The 20599-nt window shown below is 61.5% G+C and carries 18 protein-coding genes; 5 read left to right on the top strand and 13 right to left on the bottom strand.

What is annotated here, in order from left to right; all coding sequences use genetic code 11:
- Positions 1 to 6: 6 nt before the first annotated feature.
- From NZ453_RS04775 to NZ453_RS04785, 3 genes are read right to left on the bottom strand one after another with little or no spacing between them, the layout of a single operon-like run.
- On the bottom strand, positions 7 to 1992 hold the full coding sequence (locus NZ453_RS04775) for a transglutaminase TgpA family protein (RefSeq protein ID WP_263769251.1): 1986 nt from the start codon (positions 1990 to 1992) through the stop codon (positions 7 to 9).
- Positions 1973 to 2938 (bottom strand): DUF58 domain-containing protein, encoded by a 966-nt coding sequence (locus NZ453_RS04780; protein ID WP_263769252.1) that lies wholly within the window; start codon positions 2936 to 2938, stop codon positions 1973 to 1975. Before NZ453_RS04780 ends, NZ453_RS04775 begins: the two co-directional genes overlap by 20 nt.
- A complete protein-coding gene (locus tag NZ453_RS04785) occupies positions 2935 to 3876 on the bottom strand; it encodes an AAA family ATPase (RefSeq protein ID WP_263769347.1) in 942 nt (313 codons plus the stop codon). Before NZ453_RS04785 ends, NZ453_RS04780 begins: the two co-directional genes overlap by 4 nt.
- Positions 3877 to 3976: 100 nt before the next feature.
- On the opposite strand from NZ453_RS04785, the gene NZ453_RS04790 reads away from it, so the two are divergent.
- The 4 genes from NZ453_RS04790 to NZ453_RS04805 all read left to right on the top strand — a co-directional run bounded on the left by NZ453_RS04790 (position 3977) and on the right by NZ453_RS04805 (position 7826).
- Entirely contained in the window at positions 3977 to 4903 is a 927-nt protein-coding gene (locus NZ453_RS04790; RefSeq protein WP_263769253.1) for a histone deacetylase family protein, read from the top strand.
- A gap of 113 nt (positions 4904 to 5016) precedes the next feature.
- A complete protein-coding gene (gene dapA, locus NZ453_RS04795; RefSeq protein ID WP_263769349.1) occupies positions 5017 to 5892 on the top strand; it encodes a 4-hydroxy-tetrahydrodipicolinate synthase in 876 nt (291 codons plus the stop codon).
- A gap of 30 nt (positions 5893 to 5922) precedes the next feature.
- Positions 5923 to 7059 (top strand): outer membrane protein assembly factor BamC, encoded by a 1137-nt coding sequence (gene bamC, locus NZ453_RS04800; protein ID WP_263769254.1) that lies wholly within the window; start codon positions 5923 to 5925, stop codon positions 7057 to 7059.
- Complete coding sequence (locus tag NZ453_RS04805; RefSeq protein WP_263769255.1) at positions 7056 to 7826, top strand: MBL fold metallo-hydrolase; 771 nt, start codon at positions 7056 to 7058, stop codon at positions 7824 to 7826. The genes bamC and NZ453_RS04805 overlap by 4 nt, the downstream gene beginning before the upstream one ends.
- A gap of 124 nt (positions 7827 to 7950) precedes the next feature.
- Here NZ453_RS04805 and NZ453_RS04810 read toward each other — a convergent pair whose 3' ends face one another.
- From NZ453_RS04810 to NZ453_RS04830, 6 genes are all read right to left on the bottom strand, one after another.
- Positions 7951 to 8247 carry a hypothetical protein gene (locus NZ453_RS04810; protein ID WP_263769256.1) on the bottom strand — a complete coding sequence of 99 codons (297 nt, stop codon included), beginning with the start codon at positions 8245 to 8247 and terminating at the stop codon, positions 7951 to 7953.
- Positions 8248 to 8451: 204 nt separating this feature from the next.
- Positions 8452 to 8928, bottom strand: coding sequence for a DUF7931 domain-containing protein (locus tag NZ453_RS04815; RefSeq protein ID WP_263769257.1), 477 nt, complete (start codon positions 8926 to 8928; stop codon positions 8452 to 8454).
- Positions 8929 to 9041: 113 nt separating this feature from the next.
- Positions 9042 to 10529 carry a DEAD/DEAH box helicase gene (locus NZ453_RS04820; protein ID WP_275983059.1) on the bottom strand — a complete coding sequence of 496 codons (1488 nt, stop codon included), beginning with the start codon at positions 10527 to 10529 and terminating at the stop codon, positions 9042 to 9044.
- Positions 10530 to 10876: 347 nt separating this feature from the next.
- On the bottom strand, positions 10877 to 11563 hold the full coding sequence (locus NZ453_RS22140; RefSeq protein ID WP_420851600.1) for a chorismate--pyruvate lyase family protein: 687 nt from the start codon (positions 11561 to 11563) through the stop codon (positions 10877 to 10879).
- A complete protein-coding gene (locus NZ453_RS04825; RefSeq protein WP_263769258.1) occupies positions 11491 to 11865 on the bottom strand; it encodes a DUF192 domain-containing protein in 375 nt (124 codons plus the stop codon). The genes NZ453_RS22140 and NZ453_RS04825 overlap by 73 nt, the downstream gene beginning before the upstream one ends.
- A gap of 523 nt (positions 11866 to 12388) precedes the next feature.
- Positions 12389 to 14014, bottom strand: a complete 1626-nt coding sequence (locus NZ453_RS04830) for a methyl-accepting chemotaxis protein (RefSeq protein WP_263769259.1) — start codon at positions 14012 to 14014, stop codon at positions 12389 to 12391.
- Between the two features lie 312 nt (positions 14015 to 14326).
- Between NZ453_RS04830 and NZ453_RS04835 the strand changes: the two genes are divergently transcribed.
- Positions 14327 to 15610 carry a right-handed parallel beta-helix repeat-containing protein gene (locus NZ453_RS04835; RefSeq protein WP_263769260.1) on the top strand — a complete coding sequence of 428 codons (1284 nt, stop codon included), beginning with the start codon at positions 14327 to 14329 and terminating at the stop codon, positions 15608 to 15610.
- Positions 15611 to 15686: 76 nt separating this feature from the next.
- On the opposite strand, the gene NZ453_RS04840 is transcribed toward NZ453_RS04835, so the two are convergent.
- From NZ453_RS04840 to NZ453_RS04855, 4 genes are all read right to left on the bottom strand, one after another.
- The gene (locus tag NZ453_RS04840) at positions 15687 to 16526 is read right to left on the bottom strand and encodes a PEP-CTERM sorting domain-containing protein (protein ID WP_263769261.1); all 840 of its coding nucleotides are present in this window, start codon (positions 16524 to 16526) and stop codon (positions 15687 to 15689) included.
- 135 nt (positions 16527 to 16661) lie between these two features.
- Positions 16662 to 18914 (bottom strand): molybdopterin-dependent oxidoreductase, encoded by a 2253-nt coding sequence (locus NZ453_RS04845; protein WP_263769262.1) that lies wholly within the window; start codon positions 18912 to 18914, stop codon positions 16662 to 16664.
- Between the two features lie 86 nt (positions 18915 to 19000).
- The gene (gene cysK, locus NZ453_RS04850) at positions 19001 to 19933 is read right to left on the bottom strand and encodes a cysteine synthase A (protein ID WP_263769263.1); all 933 of its coding nucleotides are present in this window, start codon (positions 19931 to 19933) and stop codon (positions 19001 to 19003) included.
- A 140-nt stretch (positions 19934 to 20073) separates the two neighbouring features.
- The gene (locus NZ453_RS04855; protein ID WP_263769264.1) at positions 20074 to 20349 is read right to left on the bottom strand and encodes a diguanylate cyclase domain-containing protein; all 276 of its coding nucleotides are present in this window, start codon (positions 20347 to 20349) and stop codon (positions 20074 to 20076) included.
- Between the last annotated feature and the right edge of the window lie 250 nt (positions 20350 to 20599).

Raw genomic sequence — 20599 nt, forward strand, 5'->3', positions numbered from 1 at the left:
TTCCTTTCAATTCGTCTTTCTCCAGCGGGAGGGTAGGCGACGGCAGCATGCGCGCAGTCGTTTCAGTTCATCAGGTCCGCCGGCGCCATAGCGTATCGCGGCAAAGTTTTTCGCTGCTTCATGCGTCAGCGGACCGAGTTCCGGCCGCTCGTGAGAAACCCTCTGCGCAAAAGCCTGCGGCCCTTCCCATTCGGCACGCACGACTCCGAGTCGGGCCAGGCGCTGACAAAACTGCCGCCAGGCAAGCTGTTCAGGCAACTCCGCTCGTCGTGGGCGCAACATGCCGAAGCTCAGCACCAGCAGCACGATCGCCGTCAGTCCGGCAAGCCAGGCCGTCATCTTGCGCCAATCAGGTTCTTCCAGCCCGAGCCGCGTCAGCAGTTCGTACTGCCGGTCGGGATTGTACCCGAGCACCCACTGGTTCCAGGCATTCCCGGCCGCTTCCCAACGGTACCGCAAAGCGCGCAACCACGGGTTGTCGAAGCGTAGCAGGCCGGGCAAGGGCTCGGCCGCTGGCAGCGCGGAGGCGACGCCGCTTTCGATACGGGATGGTGCGACCGCGGCCGTGGGGTCGACCCGTAGCCAGCCGCGGCCCGCCACCCAAATCTCCGCCCAGGCATGGGCGTCCGATTGTCGAACGGTGAGGTAGCCGTCCACCGGGTTCACTTCCCCACCCATATAGCCGGTGACTACGCGGGCCGGAACGCCCGCCGCGCGCATAAGAAAAACGTACGCCGAGGCGAAGTGCTCGCAGAAACCCCGGCGGGTCGAGAAAAGGAATTCGTCGACCGCATTGGCTCCAAGCAACGGGGGCTGCAAGGTGTATACAAAATCCTCGCGGCGGAAAAGTGCCAGAGCACGGTCCGAAATGCGCTCAGGAGTTTCGAGTTCCGCTGCCCAACTCCGCGCTAGTTCGCGCGTCCTCGGATTGACGGAGGGCGGCAAGCGCAATGCCCGCTGCAGTGTCTGGCGGGCTTCCTGAGCATTGACCGTATAGGCCGTTGTCGAGGCGAGCGCGTAACGACGCCGTTGAACAATCGGTTCCCGCGACACGGCGACGAAAGCCGGCGAGAGCGCGCTATCGCGGGGTAGCGAAACAGGGAGGTCGAGCGCCAGGAGCCAACGCTTGCCGTGGGGTTCGAGGGTCGAAACATAATCGATTCGCTCGCCGCGCATTTCGATATCGGGCGGCAGGGCCGCTGAACGTGGCAAGCCCCCGCGCCAGGTTTGGCCATCGTAATCATCGAGAACCGGCCCCCGCCAATAGAGCGAAGACTTTTTCGGGATTTCGGCGACGAAGCGGACGCGGAAAGCGATCTCGCCTGACTGGATCAGATTATTGATCGATCCGGGGGCCATTGTGTCGGACAGTCCCGTAAGCCCCGCGTGGGCGTCGCGTGGCAACCCCCAGAGCGGTCCTTCCACGCGCGGGAAGAGGACGAACAGGACGATCATGAGGGGAGCGGCTTGCGCCAGCAGGCGGGCGGCGTACCCAAGGATTTCCCGCGCGGGTTGATGGCCGCCATATAGCCTGAGCAGAGTCCCGGTGACCAGTGTGGCGGCAGCCAACATCCATAGCGCGGTCGGGATGCTCTCCGAGTAGAAGTAATGGGTGAGCAACAGAAAGTACCCGAGCATCACAACCACGAGCGCATCACGCCGGGTATGGATTTCCATCGGTTTCAGCGCGACAAAGAAGACGAGCAAAGCCACGCCGGCATCGCGCCCGAGCAATGTTCGAAACTGCCAACCGATGGCCGTAACACCGACCACGGCAAAGATTGAGAGCAGCCAGCGCGGAGGCAAGCGCGCGTTGCGTTGCCAGGACCAGAGGCGCCCGAGCATTGCGGCGGCTGCCAGAGCCGTTAGCCAGGCGGGTAAGTGTGCGGCGTGCGGAACGGAGGTTGCCGCCGCGACGGCAATCAGCCAGGGCACATCGCCGCGTTCGATCAATACCTGCGGCCGCAGGCGTTCAGTTCGGTTCTTCGCCATACAGCGCGAGTGCCTCGAGGCAGACGTCCCGATGCGAGGGGCCTTGTTCCGGCAGTACCCTCCGACCCGGGAGGCGTACCCCGTAGCGCAGTTGGACCTGTTCTGCCGCCAGCACCCAGCCGGTGAGTACTGACAGTCGGGTTTCAAGAGGCATGTCGGGTGAAGTTTGATCCAGATCGAACCACAGCTCTTCGGCCGCTCCACCCGCGAACTGCTTGGTGAGCAAGGGGCGCTGCTCCATATCGCGTGCAACGGCTTTCCAAGCGATATGCCGCGGCGAATCGCTCGGCTGCCGCTCGCGTAATCCGGTGAAATCTTCCTGTCCGCTGCCGCCATGGTGCTGGCCCGCATGCGATACGGCAAGCGGGGTCGGCAGCGGCGTCTCGATGGGTTTCGGATAGACAAGGCATTCGAGGCGAGGATGCGGATAAGCCCAAGCGCGGAACAGTCCCAGCGGGTAGCGGGTAGACAAGGTCAGGCGACCCGGGCGTAAGCGGCCACGTCGCGGCGCCGGATAGGGGACTTCGATGACGGCCCGTTCTCCCGGTGGGATGCTGGCAAAAGCGCCGTCATGGGTTCCGAAGGCAAGCTCAAGCGAACGGCGCCAGTGCGCGCTGTGCGAATCCAAGACGAGCGGAAAGCGCGCGGTTTCGCCAGCGAATACCGGGTCCGGATGCCCGGGCGTAATGTGCAGGCCCGCGAGGTTGCGAAACGTGTGAACCATGGTGACCAGTCCGAGACTGGCGAGAAGAAAAACAAGCGCATGGCCAAGACTCAGGGTGTAGTTGATCGCACCGAGCAGCATGGCGGCGAGAACGATCGCAAAGAGCAGGCCGCCGCGCGAGGGCACGATGAAGACGCGGCGCTGCGTAAGCACAATCGGCGTCTGCTCGTCCACGCCGAACCGAAAGAGCCATTGTCGAAATGGCTTCAAGAGAGCGATCACGGCAAAGGCGTCGTCTTGATGAGTTTGACGATGTCCTCCGGCCGCGCGTGGCTGGCGCTGTTGATGAGCCGCAATCGGTGACACGCTACGCTCGGCAGGATGGCCTGAACGTCCTCCGGAAGCACCATTTTTCGCCCGTGAATGAAAGCCCAGGCGCGCGCAACAGCGAGTACGCCAAGGGCCGCTCGCGGACTCAGACCGTGCACAAATGCCGGGTGGCCGCGGGTCGCTTCGGTCAATGCCTGCACATAATCGAGGAGCGCCGGCGAGGTATGGACGGCCGCGGCCTCTCGTTGCAGCATGACGAGTTGATCCGGCTCAAAGCAGGCGGCCAGAGCGGGCAGTTTCTCCTTGCGCCCGCCGCTCTCGAGCAAGGCGCGTTCGGCATTCCGATCTGGATAGCCTAGCTCGATACGCAGCAGAAAACGGTCGAGTTGCGATTCGGGCAATGGAAACGTGCCGATCTGGCCGGATGGATTCTGCGTGGCGATGACGAAGAACGGCTCGGGAAGCGCGCGCGTCTCGCCTTCGGCCGTTACCTGACGTTCTTCCATCGCCTCGAGCAGGGCACTCTGCGTTTTCGGTGTAGCGCGGTTGATCTCATCGGCGAGCAGGACTTGGGCAAACAGTGGCCCCGGGAGAAAACGGAAGCTGCTGCGCTCGCGATCGAATATCGATACGCCGATGATGTCCGCCGGCAGCATGTCGCTTGTAAACTGGACGCGCGAGAATTCGAGGCCGAGCAGGCGCGCCAGCGTGTGTGCGAGTGTCGTTTTGCCCACACCGGGCAGATCTTCGATGAGGAGGTGGCCGCGCGCCAGCAAACAGGCTAGCGCCAGGCGTATCTGGGTGTCCTTGCCGAGAATGACGCGATTGGCCGCCGCGATGAGTGATTCGATAGCCGAGGCGGACAGGTTGGGGGCAGCAGTTGTAGTCATGAAGGCGTTGGGTCGATAATGGCCGGCGAGGCCGGCGCTTTGTCCGGCCCCTTCTCGATTGTAGCCGCATTCCGCGGCCCGGATCGAAGCGAGGGCAGCCATGATGAGCACCGCATTCATTTCGCACCGGGAATGCGCCTTGCATGACATGGGCGCGTACCATCCGGAATGTCCGGCCCGCCTCGGGGCCATCAACGATCACCTAATCGCCCAAGGGCTCGACCACTACTTCGCGCACTACGATGCTCCGCTCGCAACATTCGAGCAGTTGCTGCGCGTGCATTCAGCCTCGCATCTGGAGCGAATCAAACGCAACTTGCCGCAGGCCGGCATCGTGCACCTCGACCCGGATACAGCGATGAACCCGCACACCTGGCAGGCGGCTTTGCGGGCCGCCGGTGCCGGCGTCATGGCTGTCGATCTCCTGATGACCGGCGAAGCATCAAATGCGTTTTGCGCGATCCGGCCGCCCGGCCACCACGCGGAGCGGGCGACCGCGATGGGTTTCTGCTTTTTCAACAACATCGCGGTCGCCGCGATGCACGCTATCAAAGTCCACGGCCTCCAGCGGGTAGCGATCGTCGACTTCGATGTCCATCACGGCAATGGAACGGAGGACTGCCTCCGGGGTGACGAGCGGGTGTTGATGGTGAGCTTTTTCCAGCACCCGTTTTATCCGTACAGCGGTACGGAGAGTTCGGCGCCGAACATGGTCAACATCCCTCTCCCGGGCGGTACGGATGGAGAGGAGGTCCGCCGGACGGTAACCGACCTTTGGTTGCCGCGCCTGCGTGAGTTCGCTCCCGAGATGGTTTTCATTTCCGCTGGGTTCGACGCACATTACGAAGATGATCTCGGAGGCATGAAGCTGTTCGAGAACGATTTCGCTTGGCTCACAGAGCAGATGAAGCAAATTGCCGAAACCTCTGGTCACGGGCGGATCGTTTCAATGCTCGAAGGTGGCTACGTGCTTTCGGCCTTGGCCCGCAGCGTAACGGCACATCTGAGAGTGCTCGCCGGCCTTTGACAAAAGAGCAGCCGCTCTTGTCAGCCGAACGGCCCCGGCCGCGTTTCCCATGGTGGGCCTACGCGCCTTTCGGTTAAAATCCAACAATTAACTTCGGGTAGCCACTCATGAACATGATTACCGGATCTCTGGTCGCTCTCGTCACGCCGATGCACGCGGACGGAAGCCTCGATTTCGAAGGACTGCGCCGCTTGGTGGACTTCCACGTCAAGGAAGGAACCGACGCCATCGTGGTCGTCGGCACGACGGGCGAATCGCCTACGGTCAGCGTGGATGAACACCATCAATTGATCGAAGCTGTCGTCAAACAAGCGGCTGGCCGAATCGCGATCATTGCGGGGGCGGGGGCGAATTCGACATCCGAGGCGATCGAGATGACGAAGTTCGCGAAGGAAGCCGGCGCCGACGCGGCCTTGTCCGTCGTTCCGTACTACAACAAGCCGACGCAGGAAGGTCTTTACCGACATTTTCGCGCGATTGCGGAGGCGGTCGACATCCCCGTCATCCTGTACAACGTACCTGGCCGGACCGTTGCCGATTTAAGCAACGAAACGACTTTGCGCTTGGCCCAAATCCCGAACATTGTCGGCATCAAAGACGCAACCGGCAACATTGACCGCGGCAGCGAATTGATCGCGAAAGCACCCGAAGGCTTTGCGGTCTACAGCGGTGACGACCAGAGTGCGTGCTCGCTGTTGCTGATGGGGGGCAAGGGCAATATTTCGGTCGTTGCCAACGTCGCTCCACGCATGATGCACGACATGTGCGCTGCGGCCCTCGCCGGTGATTTGAAGAAGGCGCGCGAGTTGAACTTCCGCATGTTGGGACTGCATCGCAGCTTGTTCTGCGAGGCCAACCCGATCCCCGTCAAGTGGGCGTGCCAACAACTTGGCCTGATCGGCGAAGGCATCCGTCTGCCGCTTACCCCGTTGTCGCCGGAGTGCCACGAGCGTGTCCGGGCCGCCATGCGACAGGCCGGGCTGCTCTAGCCGGACGCTCCAGATTTTCAGGACTAATCAATGAAACTTGTTTCGCGTCTTAGTTTGTACGCCATCATCGTCGCGATAGCGGCGTGCAATTCGTTGTCGCTCGAATCGAAAAAGATCGATTACAAATCGGCCTCGGCAGGGAAGCCTCCTTCACTTGAGGTCCCGCCCGACCTGACCTCGCCGACGCGCGACAACCGCTTCGCCGTACCCGATGCGGTGGGCAAGGGAACTGCGACGTTCTCGGCCTACGCCGAGGAGCGCTCGCCGTTGGCGAAAGGACAGCAACAGAGCGATATCTTGCCGCAAGTCGACAAGATACGTGTGGAACGTTCCGGTAGTCAGCGCTGGCTAGTGGTCGCCGAGACGCCCGACAAATTGTGGGGGCCTATCAAGGATTTCTGGCAAGAGACCGGTTTCCTGGTCAAGATCGAGCGTCCGGAAGCCGGCGTGATGGAGACCGATTGGGCGGAGGATAGGGCGAAGCTGGGAGACGGCTTCGTGCGGAACATTCTCGGCAAGGTCCTTGACTCATTGTATTCGACGTCCGAACGCGACAAGTTCAGAACGCGTCTCGAACCGGGGGCAACTCCCGGGACAACGGATATTTTCATCAGCCACCGCGGCATGTACGAGATCTACACGACTGAGCGCAGGGACGAGACGCGGTGGCAGCCGCGTGACCCGGACCCGGAACTCGAGGCCGAGATGTTGCGGCGCTTGATGGTTCACCTTGGTTCCGATCAGAAGCAAGCGGCGGCGGCGCTCGCCGAAGCGAAGGCGAAACCAGCCGACCGAGCCAAGCTGGCTCGCGGAAGCGACGGAGCGGGGGCTCTGGAAGTTCAGGAGTCGTTCGACCGGGCATGGCGGCGCGTCGGTCTGGCGCTTGACCGTGTCGGATTTACGGTCGAAGACCGGGATCGGTCGAAAGGTCTCTATTACGTGCGCTATGTCGACCCGGAAACCGACGGACAGAAGAAAGACGCCGGGTTGATGTCGAAACTCGCGTTCTGGCGGGGCTCTCAGCCGGAGCAGAACACCAAGTACCGGATTTTCGTCAAGGACGGCGGTTCGGCGACCTCCGTGCAAGTCTTAACCCTTGAAGGCGGCGTCGACCAGTCGGATACCGCGAAGAAGATTCTGGGCCTGTTGTACGATCAATTGAAGTGATTCGGTTTGCTTCGCTTGGCAGCGGCAGTCAGGGAAATGCCCTGATTGTCGATGCCGGCGAGACCAAGCTTCTGCTGGATTGTGGCTTTTCAGTTCGCGCCACAAGCGAGCGGCTTGGCCGATTGGGCGTTTCCAGCGACGAGATCACGGCCCTTCTTGTCACCCACGAACACAGCGATCACGTAGCCGGTGTGTGCCGATTTGCCGGTCGTCATGGCATTCCGGTATTTCTTACCCACGGTACCTACATTGCCTTGTCGCGCGGGCAATCGCCGTTACCGGAATGCAAAATCGTCGATAGCCATTTGCCCTTTTCGATAGGCAGTATCGAGATTCAGCCCTTCCCTGTGCCTCACGACGCACGGGAACCCGTGCAGTATGTCTTCGGTGACGGCAAACGTCGGTTGGGTGTGCTGACGGACACCGGGACAATCACGCCGCATATCGTGGAGCGGCTGAACGGTTGCGACGCGCTCGTGCTCGAATGCAATCATGACCCGGATATGCTTGCGTCCTCAACCTATCCGTATGCGCTCAAACAAAGGATTGCCGGCTCGTACGGCCATCTGGGTAACGAGCAGGCCGCGTCGTTATTCGCGCTGATCAAAACAACATGTTTGCAGCACGTGGTCGCGGCTCATCTGAGCGAGCAGAACAACCGGCCCGCGCTTGCACGCCACGCGCTGTCGCGTGCGCTCGATTGCGGTGAGGATTGGGTGTGCGTTGCCGACCAGGAGAATGGCTTCGCCTGGCGCGAGCTCGGCTGATATTACTCCTCACTGCTGGCGAGCGACATTTCGAAGGCGTTGCGAAAGCTAGGCCCTGGCATCCTTCGGTAAAGTGAAAAAAAAGCCGGCCCGCGGGCCGGCTTATTACTCAAGAAGAAATCAATTACTTCTTGGCTTCCCCGGCAGGAGCGGGAGCGGCGGCAGCATCAGCGGGCTTGGCAGCGTCGGCCGGGGCAGCAGCGGGAGCTGCAGCCGGAGCGGCGGCATCAGCGGGCTTGGCAGCGTCGGCCGGAGCTGCAGCCGGGGCGGCCGGAGCAGGAGCGGCTTCAGGTGCGGGAGCCGGAGCAGCGGCGGGAGCCGGAGCAGCAGCCGGGGCAGCAGCCGGGGCAGCGGGTTCCTGTTTGCCACATGCAGTAAGGGTCAAAGCAACAAGGGCGGCAACGAGGAGAGAGTTTTTCATTTTTGAGGGTCCTATACGATAGAAAATTACAACAACGTACCAAAAGTGAATTTGGTTGACTGGCCGATACGCCGGTCGAGTGATGCCTACAACAACCAGAAACTACTTGTTCCGTTGACCGGCGCATGCGCCAATCAACGCGAAATTATAACAGCTGCGCGGACACATGGCAGCTTAAAGAGATCATTTCATCTGTTTCGCATATTACAGACCGAGCGTCGTTGCGCTGACGATGTCGCCGCCCTCGTTCGCGACGTCGTCGATACGCCTGAGGTATGGGCCGACTTCGGCCGCGTTGTCGGTGAGCAGTTTGGCGCGCGGCTGGCTCTGGTCAAACCGAACCAGTGCGTGCACATCGTCCACGATCAGCAGGCAATCGCGCAACGACGAGAGATGCGGTGGCGATTGGCGAATTTCCATGCGGTGCGCGTAGGTTGTTAACAGACCGAGGATCCGCGGGCTATTCCGCTGTAATGGCTCGGCGTTTCTTACGAAAATACTGATTGCGCTGCGCGGTTCTTCAGCGAGCAGTCGGCGTAACGATTCGGCATTCTCCGGTCGTTCGAGTTTGAGCCGAGACAGGTCGTCATCGAAGACCCGCACGGAACGCCTTGCTGCGGCGAGGAGGGCCACGACGCCTTCGTCGTGGCGTGTCCAATCGGTAATCAACTCATAATCCATGGGCGCCTTTGTCTGTTAGGAAAACCCTTAGATTCTTCCGCAACGCCGCCGCCAATGCAAAGACAGGAGACGACGTTATGGGAAGCTGACGCGGCACACCGCGCCAGCATTTCTCACCGACTGGCGCTGCTGCGATAAGTCCGTTCCGACGTGCGTCGCTGCTTGTCAGCGGAGCCGCCGTGACGACCGGGTTTGGTCACGCGATCCCGGCTTTCATTGGAACTACCCTTTGTCGACTGACCCTGTCGCTGATCTCGCCAATGCCCGGTGCTCTTCCCAGAAGCGTTACCTGGAGCGGCGGCTCCCGACCGAGGCTTACCATACGATCTCGGTTTGCCGGCGGAAGTCTTTTCGGCCGGCTGCCGTTTCGGTTCATGGCCGGGGACTACGGCGACCGGGATCGCTTGCCGAGTGAATCGCTCGATCTTGCGCACAGCGTGGCGTTCGGAGTGGTTGGCGAGTGAGACGGCCAAACCGTCACGTCCAGCTCGGCCCGTGCGCCCAATGCGGTGGACGTAGTCCTCGGCGAACTTCGGTAAATCGTAGTTGAATACGTGCGTGATCGTCGGAACGTCGATACCCCGGGCCGCGACGTCGGTGGCGACGAGGATGCGCACCTGACCACGGCGCATGGCGTTCAGTGTCCGGTTGCGAGCCCCCTGCGGCATGTCGCCGTGCAGGGGGGCGGCGTGGAATCCGGCGACGTTGAGGCGATCGGATAGACCGTCGGCATCGCGTTTCGTCGCCGTGAAGACTACGGCCTGGTTGATCGCCGTGTCGCGTAGCAGGTGGTCGAGCAGGCGGTTTTTGTGTGACAAATCGTCGACGAAATGCAGACGCTGCTCGATGTTCTCATGCTGTACCGTGGCACCGGCGACGCGAATCGTTTCGGCGTTGCGGGTGACGCGCTGAGCGATGTGGCCGACGGCTCCCTCCAAGGTGGCCGAGAAAAGCATCGTCTGGCGCGATACAGGCGTGGCTGCAATGATCTTCTCGATGTCTTCGATGAAGCCCATGTCCAGCATCCGATCCGCTTCGTCGAGGACGAGGATCTCCAAGCGCGAGAAGTCGATCTTGCGCGATTCCATGTGATCGATGAGCCGGCCCGGTGTGGCGACGAGAATCTCCGGGTTGCGCGAGAGCAACTCCATCTGCTTCGGATACGGCATGCCGCCGAGAATCGCCACCGCCTTCAGGCGACGTAGTGCGCTGCCATATTTGTCCGTCGCGGCGGTGACCTGTATGGCGAGTTCGCGAGTGGGGGCGAGGACCAGCATACGCGGTTGCGCGGGCTGGAAACGCCGGTTGTCCTTTGCGCGGGAAGGCTTGAACTTACAGCCGCTTTCCGGCGCACGGAGGGGCGTTTCGATCGGCGTATCGTTGCCGGTGACGCCGGGGCGTGGCTGCGTTGCAAAACGATGCAACGCGGGCAACATGAAAGCCGCAGTTTTTCCGGAACCCGTCTGCGACGATACGAGCAGGTCCGCGCCTCGAAGCGCGGCGGGAATTGCGAGGGCCTGGACCGGCGTGGGTTCGGTGTAGCCCGATTTGGTCAGAGCGGATAACAATGCCTCATGGAGGCCGAGTTCAGCAAACGTCATCAATTTCTTTCGTGGGTAATGGCCCCGCGGTCGGCGCCAATAGGGGCGAATTCCGACGTCATGCGGGCAACAAAGATGCAACGCCAACCCAACGAAAAGGCAGGGAAACGCTCGCTTGAAGGCGAAGTGTCCGGTGCGTTTCGGCACGAAAGCTTTGTGCCGGAACGGTGTTCAGTCTTAAGACACCAGGGGCAGGAGGGCTTTTGAAAATGCGGTGAGGTTCGCGTGGCGCGTCGCGTTTTTGGAGCCAAAGGCTTCTAGAACGCGGGGCGCATTGTATCGGCTTCGGAACGCCGCGTCGAGCGAATTATTTCGGGAAATCAATAAGCAACGATGGATAGGCTATTTCATCCGAAGGGTTTTACCCGCGTAACCCCTCGATACATGGCGCACTGTTCACGAAAAATCACTGGTGAGAATACTTCGGTGACTAGCAATGATTGCCGACCAAATGTGAACCGGGAGCGCCGCGCCCAGAGCTCCGGTGCAGCCGTTTGCTCAACCCCCAATGCTGCGAGCGCACGCCCATACAGAGGATGGCGGCCATCGAGCCGCCGGCAGTGCAGGGGGCCGCGCACGATACGCGGGACGGAGAAGAGAAGGGCACCGAGCGAGCGTCTGCCCAAGCGTTTTAGCCAAGGCGTTAACGGACCACGTGGGGAGAGCGGAAGCACCGTGTGCGCGAAGACGACCGGGATTCCATCCAGATAGAGGGCTACCTCCCGGGTACGCAGTAACTCGTGATGCCGGAGACCGAGTACGGCGGCCTCGTCGCGCGTCGGGCGTGCGATTGTCTGTCGGAGCGGGCGTACAGCGAAGTTTCCGAGAGACTGCAAGCGGGCTGTCAGAGACCCCGGGTCGAAGAGCCACGAGGCAAGCTCATGCGTACCGGCAACCTCGCTGCAAGTCGTCCGCCACGCCAAGCGGCCGCGTTCCCGCGTCTGTCCAGTTGCGGGCGGCCTCACCGAGGACGCGGCGATTTTTCCAGTCCGCCGAGTTGCAAGCCTTTCTTGAGTCCCTTGGCAGAGAACCATCCTTTGTTCATCTCGAGGGCGAAGCGCGCAGGGCCGGCCGCACAGTGGCTGGTGTCGGTTTGCGGTTCCATATCCTCAATGTTCAGAACGCGGCCGTCATTGTCGAGAAAAGCGACGGACAGCGGCAGGAAGGTGTTGCGCATCCACATGCAGTGGCGTTCCGCCTCAGGAAAAACGAACAGCATGCCGTGGTTGGCGGCCATGCTGCGGCGGTTCATCAAGCCTTGCACACGGTCCGTCTGAGTGGCAGCGACTTCGGCTTCAATCCGATAGAAACCCGCGGTCAATTCGACTTGAGGCATCTCCGCCAAAGCCGTGGATGCTGCAACGGCAGGGATTACCGCGGTAAATAAAAGGGCGAGGGAGAGAGCGGGAGAGCGGCGCATCGGACGATCAGGGGCGGTAGTCAGGCAGTTCGGAAAGAGGGCTTGTCGTACTGGACGATGCGCTAGCGCTTTTTGCGTGCCGCAACTTTCTTGGCATGCGCTCCGGTCTTCTTTGCGCGCGAGCTCTTTGCCGTACGGGACGCGTGAGCCGTCGTTTTTCTCTTCGTTCCAGCCTTTGCCACGGGGGCTTTCGTCCGGTTCTTCGGCGGTGCCACATGTGGGCCGGACGTTACGGCGGCGCTCTCGTTTTCGGCCGCTTTCGGGACAGCGTTCGCCTGGGGAATGGAAGCGAAACCGAGGGCTGCGGTTGTCAGCACAGCGAGCAGGCAAGCTTTTGTGGAAAGACGTTTCATATCCGGCTACCAAACACTGAAAGCGCGAGTATACGTCGGCCGCCGCAAAGAGTGAAAGGCGACTGTTCACAGGGGCTGCGGTCCGCCTAAAGCTTATAGGCGCTGACGCTGTGTTTCATTTCGCTGGCGAGTTCGTCGAGCTCGCGGGCCGAATCGGCGCTTCGCGCGGCGGCCGCGCTGCTTTCCTCCGACATCTGTGCAACGCGTTCGATATGGATCGCAATGTTTGTCGCGGCCGTGCTTTGCTCGCGGATAGCGGACGAGATTTCGTCGACGATCGCGGTAGTGTTGCTGGTGCTTTCGCCAATCCGTTTGATCGCGCTATCGGCTTCCCGGGCGCGGGCTACGCCGAGACCGACCTTTTCGACAATCTGCTGCATGCCGGCGGCAACCTCGCCCGTACTGGCCCGCATGCTACCGATCGTATCGGTGATTTCGCGCGTCGATGCCGACGTCCGCTCGGCGAGCTTGCGAACCTCGTCGGCGACGACGGCAAAACCACGTCCCTGCTCGCCGGCGCGTGCTGCCTCGATCGCAGCATTCAAGGCGAGCAAGTTCGTCTGGTCGGCCACTTCCTTGATTACGGCGACGACATGGGCAATGCGACGGCTGTGCTCCTCCAGACTGCGCATGCGATCGGACGCCGAGTTGACCGTCGTTGCAATATCTTCGATATCGCTCACCGTCTGCCGGATCGTTTCAACCCCGGTGGTCGCAAGTGCGCCTGCCTCGCTCGATATCCGGTCGGCCTCTTGCGCGCGATCGTCAATGTGATTGATGCTGACGGTCATCTCTTCGATCGTCGCCGCCATGGCGGACGCGGCCTCGCTTTGTTGGTTCGAGGCCTTGGCGACCTCTTCCGACGACGCGGTAACCCGGTCGGCGGCGCCGGAAACGGCTAAGGTCCCATCAGCAATCGATTTGAGGTTCTTCTGCAGTTTGTCGAGCAGGCGATTCAGGGCCAGCGTCGTACGGCCGATTTCGTCTTCCCTCTGCACGCTGGCCCGCACTGAAAAATCGAGGTCGCTTTCGATGCGGTGCACCATCTCTTCGACCCGACTCAGCGAAACGTTGATGCTGCGCGAGAGGAAGAAACCCAACAAACCCACAGCGACTGCACCCGTCAAGATAACGGTCAGGGCCACGGCTTTGCCGCGCTCCGCGTTCGTCAGGGCAGAACCGGCAGCTTCCTGCGCCTGCTTGTCGTTGTAGGCGATATGGTCGTCAAAGGCTTTCAGCGTCTTCTCGCCGTACGAGGCGGCGCGCTTGGTGAGGACATTGCGCGCGGCATCCTTCTCGTCCATGTCGGACTTCGGCAGCACCTGCGTCTTGATCACATTGACGTACTCGGCGAGGCTCGCCTTGTCGGCTTCGAGCATCTTGCGGTCTTCGTCGCCCGACAAGAGCTTTTCGTAGCTTGCCAATTGATCCGATAAACGCCGCGAGCTTGCGTCGATTCTCGCCTCAAGTTCCTTCATCGCGCCGGCGACCGGCGTGTTGACGTGTGCGTAGGCACTGACGGTGATTTCCATGAAGGTCTGGCGGGCGGCACTCAGTACCTGAATGCTGGAGAGACTGACGTCGTTGATCTGCCCGATGCTCGCGGCGCTACGGTTGGCAACCGACAGGCCTACAAATCCGACAATAAGCAGGGCGGCCTGTGACGCGAGAATCATCAGCGCGAGGCGCTTGGCGATGGATAGGTTTTTCATGCCCACTCCCGATCAAACACGAAATCGTTGACGACATTGCGGTTATCAGGGACGACGATGAAGCAACAGCCACCTCTTACGCCAATATTAAGCGCTGGCAGCGATTTGTGGAACGTAGCCCGAAGGGTCGCGAAGCCATGCGGTGCCTGCATTCCAAATGGGATGGTTTCTGCCGGTTTACGTAAAAACGAATTGTCCCTGGTGCTTGTTTGGACTTTTTCGTCGTTGTGCCGCCGAGAACCAGGGAATTCCTGCGCCAGTACTGGTCTACACTGCCCGTGATCCGATCGACGATTCAAAAGGAATACTTCGATGCGCAAGAAGCAGATCGTCTGTTTTTTTCTTGGTTGTTTACTGGAGAGCGCCTTTTCCCTGGCCATTGCCCAGAACGTAGGCGACCTCCCTGCGTCGCCGGAGTACAAAGGTGAAATCCGGCGCGGGCCGGACGGCAAGCTGACCGTCCAGAGTCCGGAGCACGAAGCCGTGGTGCAAGGAGTCGAACAACGCGAGCCGAGGATCCTGGTCGTCGGAGAGGGAGAAAAGGTGAGCACGATTTCCGACGCGGCTCGCTTGGCTCGTGACGGCGATGTGGTCGAGATTCGCTCGGGCGAGTACCGTGGGCAGCCGGCGGTTTGGACGCAGAACAAGCTCACGATCCGCGGAACAGGGAAACGCCCCGTAATGCTTGCCGACGGGCGGAACGCGGAAGGCAAGGCGATCTGGGTGATTCGGGGCGGCGACATCCGCATCGAGAACATCGAGTTTCGCGGGGCGCGCGTACCGGTGGGCAACGGCGCGGGCATTCGTTTCGAGCGCGGGCACCTTACCGTCGACCGCTGCGCCTTTTTCGACAACGAGATGGGCATCCTGACCGCCAATTTCCCCGAACTCGCGCTTGATGTCCTCAACAGCGAATTCGGCGCGGCACCGCAACATGCCGGGCAACTTCATCACCTGTTGTATGTCGGTTCTATCGGACGGTTCTCGGTACGGGGCAGCCGCTTCGAACAAGGGTACCTTGGCCACCTGCTGAAATCGCGGGCGCGGGAGAACGACGTACGTTACAACTTCCTTGTCGACGGCGAAGGCGGGCGTGCGTCCTACGAGCTGGAGTTTCCGAATGGAGGCCTGGCGTACGTGATTGGCAACGTCATCGAACAGGCCGCTGGCACGGATAACCCCGTCCTCGTCTCATATGGCGCGGAAGGTCCGCGCTGGCAGGACAATGCCCTCTATTTTGCCCACAACACGATGGTGAACGATTTTCATGCGGGGACGTTTCTCAAGATCTGGAACGAGAAATTTCCCGATGGCATCGAGGCGTGGGTCATCAACAACCTGACGGTCGGCGACGGTGACTTGTTTCGCCCGGCTCAGGGACGTTTCGAAGGCAACATGACGGCGCAGCGTCGTGACCTGCTGGTTTACGGCGGCATTCCGTCCCGACCGAACAACGGCTCGCCGTTGCGAGGAGCAGTACGTATTCCCGGCGCGGCGCGAGGTGTCGATCTGCTGCCGGACGCCGAGTTTATGTTTCCCGCGGGCGTTCATCCCATCCGCCGGGGCAACGCCATCACGCCGGGTGCTTTTCAGTAGAACAAAAAGCAAAGGCCGCACCACGCATCCTGCGTCGAGCGGCCCCGGTGGGACCAATGCCGATCGGTTGCGGAAGTCAGCGCGGCGCTCGCCGACGACGACCGATGCCGAGCAGGCCGAAGAGTCCCGCCCCGACCAGCGCGAGCGACGTTGGTTCGGGTACCGTAGACGGGAATCCCGGGTCGGTGATGATACTGTCGTTGGCGCAATTCTGCGTCCAGTGAATATTGAACGCCGAACCGTCCCAGCCCGCTTGGTACAGCAGTCCAAGGTCAACGCTCATCTCATAGAAATAGTGCAGGTCGCCTTCCTTCTGCCCATAACCGCCGACCCCGTTCGTCGTATAGACAAGATCGGCGCGACCGATTTGCGTGCCGTTAAGGAGAGACGTCGGATGCAGCTTGTCGGGGCGCGTACTGGTCTGCGACCCGTCAGGGGCCCATAGCCCGTAGGACCACGTGGGGTTTGCATAAACGCCGCCCAAGATGCCGAAGGTCTCGTAGGTGTACTTACCCTTCGAGAGAGCCGTGGCGTAAAGCATGTTGATGCCCAGCTCATACGTTCCGTTTTTGCCGAAGTCGATCGCAAAATCGCCCGCTCCGAAACTGCTTGCGCTTGGTTTGTTCAGCGTGCGCGGGTCGTGCCCAGTGGCCAGGGCGATAAACAACTTGCCGTCGGTAATGGTCGCGTACATGGCTTCGGCGTCGTACGCTTGGCCGCCCCAGCCCGGATTCAGCCAGTAAGCGCCGGTCCCCGTCGAGTCTTCAACCGAGTAATGGATTCCCGAAGCAGGGGCCCAGGTGTTCTTGTTGATACCCCAGTCGGAAAGATTGCCATCGACCACGATGGAGGCGGCGGCTGTACCGGAAAAGGCGGCGAGCAACGCGGTGGCGAGCAGAGTACGTGATGAAGTCATGGCTTTACCCGGAACGATTGGCGTAGAACTAAATTTACGCGAGCCGTTTGGGTGCCGCCGTGTAAAAAATCACGCCGGGAACGAAATTTGCAAATACCTGTGCCGACCAAGCATTGAGCGGGTGGTGCGTCCACCCTAAAACGGGGCGACTTCCACCAGGCAGCTCATTGCATTTGCTCCTTGGGTCAGCGGCGAACTGCCGATGTCGAGCGTGAGGACATTCGGGTTTCCGGCACGTTCGACCTGGCTTTCGTCGCCGTCTTCCGGGTCGAACCAGGCTCCGGTCGACATGACTACCACCCCCGGCATCACGCCGTCGGTGAGGAACGCACCGCCGCGGGTCTCTCCGCGCGTGTTGAAGACCCGAACTCTCGCACCGGCCAGGATGCCACGCCGCGCGGCGTCGTCGGGATGCATGTACAAGGTCTCCACCCCGGCGGTCTTGTTCTCCTGAACCTGGGGCGACGGATCGAGCTGACTGTGCAGGCGATCGGCTGGCTGGATGGAAATCAGATGCAGCGGGTATTCGTCGGCCTGCGGTGCACCGAGCCATTCAACGGGCGGCCGCCACTCGGGGTGGGGCGCGAAGGCCGGATCGTCGTAGGTCGCCAGCGTCTCGCTGAACAGCTCGATCTTGCCGCTCCGCGTGGCGAGCGGGTGCGCTTCGGGAGCGGCCCGAAAATCCTCCAGATAGACGAAGTCCCTGGTCGGTGCTGGCAATCGCACGTAACCGGCTTGCCAGAAATCCTCGAACGCCGGCCAGGTGGCACCGGCGGCGCGCTGCGCTTCGCCGCAGCGGTCGAAGATGTGTCGAATCCAGGCGCGCTCGTCGCGGCCTTCGGTGAAGTCCGCCGTAAATCCGAGCCGGGAGGAAAGTTCCGAAAAAATGTCGAGGTCATGCCGTGCGTGATGTTGCGGACAAATTGCCTGGTGCATGGCGAGCACGTACGGATCGCGTGATGATCCGCCGATGTCGTCGCGTTCGAGCGACGTCGTCACGGGCAGAACGATATCGGCGTGCTTCGCGGTGGCCGTCCACCAGATGTCCTGAACGATGATCGTTTCGGGCTTTTCCCAACCTTGCCGCAGGCGGTTGAGCTGCTGGTGATGGTGAAACGGGTTGCCGCCGGCCCAATGAACCAGCCGTATGTCGGGATAATGCCGCGTCTCGCCGCGGAAGCGGTACGGCTCACCGGGTTTGAGCAGCATGTCGGCCAGCCGTGCGACTGGGATGAAGAGCCCGGCCGGGTTTTTTCCGGTGGGCAGTTCGGGTCCGGGCGTCGCGATGCGAGGATTGCCGACTCCATTCATCGATCCGTGACCGAAGCCGAAGCCGCCACCTGGAAGCCCGATCTGACCGAGCATGGCGGCCAAGGCGATCGCCATCCAATAAGGTTGCTCGCCACGATGCGCGCGTTGCACCGAGTAGGCGCACGTCAGAAAGCTGCGCACGCCGGCAAACTCGTGCGCGAGGTGCCGGATCCTTTCGGCCGGGACGCCGGTGATGGCGCTGGCCCACTCGGGTGTCTTTGGCTGGCCGTCGGTTTGCCCAAGCACGTAGGCTTCAAGTTGCGGATAACCGACGCACCGCGTGGCAAGAAAGTCGTTGTCGACGAGACCGACGCGGCGGAATTCATGCGCCAAGGCAAGCATCAGCGCGACGTCGGTATTGGGCCGGATCGGAATCCACTCGGCGTTGACGAAAGCCGGGCAATCGTCGCGCGTCGGGCTGATGTTTATGACTTTTGCCGGCCCGGCCGCGAGCTTCTCGAGCCAAGGGCGCAGCGCGTGTTCGGCCGCGCCTCCGGAAGAGACCTGCGCATTGCGTAGGGCCAGGCCGCCGAAGGCCACGAACAACTGGGTGTCGGCGATTATGCTCGGCCATGCGGTGACGCGGCCGGTGAGCGTTTCATGCGAACCGACGACGTAGGGCAACAGGAATTGCGCCGCGCCCCAACTGTAGTTTCCGACCTGGTCTACGGCGCCGCCCCCGGAAAAATAGAAGCGCCGCACCAGCGAGCGAGCATGATGCAGGCGGCCGGCGGACGACCAGCCGTACGATCCGGCGAACAATCCGGAAGCGCCGTACTCCGCCCGTACCCGGCGGACTTCGCCGGCAACGAGATCAAGCGCCTCGTCCCAGCCGACTTCGACGAAACTGTCCCGACCGCGCAGGGCACGTTCCGACGATTCGCGGGCATTTAGCCAGGAACGCCGTACGGCGGGTTTGCGGATCCGCTTGTCCGAATAAACCATCGGCGCGATCGAATCGAGCATCGGCGATGGGTCCGGATCGGCGGCGAAGGGTTCACAACGGACGAGTCTTCCGTCTTCGACGACGGCGGTATAGGCGCCCCAGTGGGCGAGTTGGGGAAAACGTTGCTCCATTTCGTCTCGACGTCGGGAGAAACGGAGAAGATATCAGGATACGCCGTGCCCCGGGAGTCGGCTCCCGGGGGCGGGCGTTCTGGCGCTCAGTCGACGAGGCCGGCAAACAACGGCGTGGATAGATAGCGTTCGCCAAACGACGGGATGATGACTACGATCAACTTGCCGGCGTTTTCCGGACGGCGCGCCACCTCTGCGGCCGCCCACAGCGCCGCGCCGGACGATATGCCGACCAACAAGCCTTCCTCGCGTGCCGCCCGACGCGCCGTCGCGAAAGCATCATCCGCTTTCACGCGCACCACCTCATCGTACACGGCCGTATTCAGCACGTCGGGAACGAAGCCGGCACCGATGCCCTGGATCGGATGCGGGCCTTTCTGTCCGCCCGATAGCACCGGCGACGCGTCCGGCTCGACGGCGATGGCGCGGAAAGACGGCTTGCGTGCCTTGATTACTTCGCCGACCCCGGTGATCGTGCCGCCAGTGCCAATTCCCGAGATCAGGATGTCGACTTTGCCGTCGGTGTCGCGCCAGATTTCCTCGGCCGTCGTCTTGCGGTGGATCTCTGGATTAGCCGGGTTCTTGAACTGCTGCAGCAGCAAATAACGCGGATCGGACGCCGCCAGTTCCTCGGCCTTCTTGATTGCGCCGCCCATGCCTTCCGGTCCCGGGGTGAGAATGAGTTCGGCGCCGAATCCACGCAGCAGCGCGCGGCGCTCCTTGCTCATCGTCTCTGGCATGGTCAGCACGAGCTTGTAGCCGCGCGCGGCGGCGACCATCGCCAGAGCGATGCCGGTGTTGCCGCTGGTGGGTTCGACGAGGATGGTGTCCGGTTTGATCTGGCCGGCTTCTTCCGCCGCCCGGATCATCGCTTCACCGATACGGTCCTTGACGCTGTGCGCCGGGTTGAAGAACTCCAGCTTGGCGGCGATGGTGGCGACGGCGCCTTCGGCAATCCGGTTGATGCGCACGAGGGGCGTATTGCCGATGAGGTCGGTGACACTGTTGGCGATGGCCATCGTTATTCTCCTGTCGATGTAATCGGTGGGTCGGATTCGAGTGGGTTCGCTTGAGCCCTGTACCGACATAGACAAGAAATTTACGCGCAGAGTCCCGGCAAGCTAACGACTTATTTTCTATATGGATATCACCGTTCCCACTATGGAAACGGACTTCTCTGACGATCGGATAGCGAGTTGTCCGATGTGGAGGCATCCGCGCGGCGGGTCAGGGTATCCAGCGTGTCGTCGTCCCTGAGGCAAACAAGACCGGTACTGAAGCCGGGCGCGCGGTCGAGTCGGCCTTGCGCGCTCGCGGCCACGGCGACACGTAATCGTTTGTCGAAATTCGCCGCCCATGCCTCGTCGGTCATCGGCATCAAAATGCAGAACTCCTCGCTACCCAGGCGTGTGGGCAGTTGATATATGCAATTCACGATTCTGTTGTTTCCCGGGGCAAGGTTTGCTTGGAAAATTGGCTAGAAATATTTCTGGTTATCGTTCCAAGCTGATTAGCCTTTGTGAGAACGTCAGATCGCGATCTAGTTGCGTCTGCCCCACGGCAGGTAGGAAGGCGTTACCCTGGACAGAGGCATCGGCTTCCCGGGAGGGCTTTCGCGTCTGCGAAGCGACGCGCCTCGACGGTTGCCGACTTTCCGCGAAGGACCGGTTTCAGGTGCAGACGGC

It is taken from the genome of Propionivibrio soli (assembly GCF_025770765.1).
In the GTDB taxonomy this organism is placed as follows: domain Bacteria; phylum Pseudomonadota; class Gammaproteobacteria; order Burkholderiales; family Rhodocyclaceae; genus Propionivibrio; species Propionivibrio soli.